The sequence below is a fragment of the Bacillus sp. FJAT-29814 genome (assembly GCF_001510715.1).
Lineage (GTDB): Bacteria > Bacillota > Bacilli > Bacillales > Cytobacillaceae > Neobacillus.
Window position 1 is genome coordinate 47,627 of record NZ_LMTJ01000018.1, and the last position, 1,633, is coordinate 49,259.

Here is a 1,633-nt window from a genome sequence, read left to right on the forward strand (position 1 = left end):
CAGATCAGCTATTAAAAGATATTATGCAGCAAGACATTGATGTATCTACGAGACAATTACAAGAATATGCTTCTATCCTTTCAAACGCTAAGCAGTAAATTAGGAGTTGAATGAACATGAATCCAATCATTGAAACTTTAACTGGAATGGACGCACTATCGGATCAAGTGGTTGCAATGGATCTACTCATTTCAGCTAAAAGTGGAGTTAGAAATTATGCCATGGCAGTTACGGAGGCAGGAACACCGGAAATTAAAGAAATGCTCACTCGCCATTTAGTGGAAGCCCTTGATATGCATGAACAAATATCCGCATATATGGTAGAAAAAGGATGGTACCATGCTTGGGATACAAACGAACAGATCAGTTTGGATTTAAATAATATCAATACAGCATTGAACTTACCGACATTATAAAAAATTTCCAGGAACAGTTTAACACTCACCAAATAAACTGTTCCTATTAAACCATTTTGAGTTTATTTGGCAGAAATAAATAAAGTTAATACTTCTTGCTTACTCGTGTTTGTTTTGAACTATATAATGAAAACAATTTATTGACTATTTTAAGTATGAAAAGGTCGGAGCAGGAAATTCATCAATTTTGATACGAAGTAAACTATAAGGTTTCTGTCGTAAGTCTTTTCCATAATGAAATCTAGGCTGTCGATGTAATTGGTTCACAATGACATACAAATATTGATCCGGACCAATTGAAAAAGTATCCGGCCACAAAATTCTCGGATCATGTGCGATAGTTTCCATTATGCCATTTGGCAATATCTTACGGATACTGTTGTTTTCATAATCTCCAGCATAAACAGTTCCCTTTGCATCGGTGATCATTCCATCAGACGCACCTTTTTCTCCCCAATACTCCACATGATAAGGTAAATCCATGTCCGGTATCAATCTGTCTCTCAGGGCTTCTGTTGAGATTGAGAACAAATGACGACTGGTTAGTGGAGCAAAAAATAATATCTTTCCATCGGGAGAAATCGCAAGACTATCAGACGCCAATCTAAATGGAGAAGTTGAACCGTCTTTGTTTCGATTCATTAAAATTTGACCTTCTACTTTCGGTAAAAAATAGGGATAGGGTGAAGTTGAATTTGCCCCATTTAACCGTCTAAACGCGTTTCCATTTGATAAATCTACGACGATAATAGCTCCTGGTCCTCTTGAAGAAGAATCCGTTATATAGGCATAACCTGCTTTTCCAACACGAAAATCAAAACGGACATCATTCAGATAAGTTGTAGGCAGGACAACATCTTCTGGAAAGGTATATACTTTTCTTATTTTATTGGTTTCTAAATCAACAGCGACTAATTTTGCCCCCCCTTTAATTGGTTCAGAAAAATTGGGTGCCGCTGTATCTAATATCCAGAGCGTTCCCCTTCCATCAGCAACTACACTTTGGACACTGATGAAAGTCATTGTGATATTCTCGGGATTAACCAAATTTGTTTGTAAATTAGGATAAGGCTGCAATTTATCCTCAACAATTTCCCCCACCGTAAATTTAACATCGTCTCCCCATTTCGGAAAGCAAATGAAAATACGACCGGTTTCTGAAACAGTAACACCTGTAGGCATAGCCCCATAAAATGCATAAACTAGTTCTAAATTAC

Annotated in this window: 2 protein-coding genes and 1 pseudogene; 2 read left to right on the forward strand and 1 reads right to left on the reverse strand. The window is 37.0% G+C overall.

Annotation, left to right across the window (positions count from 1 at the left end; all coding sequences use genetic code 11):
• Window positions 1-98: pseudogene (locus AR334_RS30525) on the forward strand (hypothetical protein); the annotation flags it as partial.
• Window positions 99-116: 18 nt separating this feature from the next.
• Entirely contained in the window at window positions 117-416 is a 300-nt protein-coding gene (locus tag AR334_RS28225; RefSeq protein ID WP_066322149.1) for a spore coat protein, read from the forward strand.
• Window positions 417-560: 144 nt separating this feature from the next.
• On the opposite strand, the gene AR334_RS28230 is transcribed toward AR334_RS28225, so the two are convergent.
• A partial coding sequence (locus AR334_RS28230; protein WP_066322174.1) for an L-dopachrome tautomerase-related protein occupies window positions 561-1,633 on the reverse strand: 1,073 nt, incomplete at its 5' end.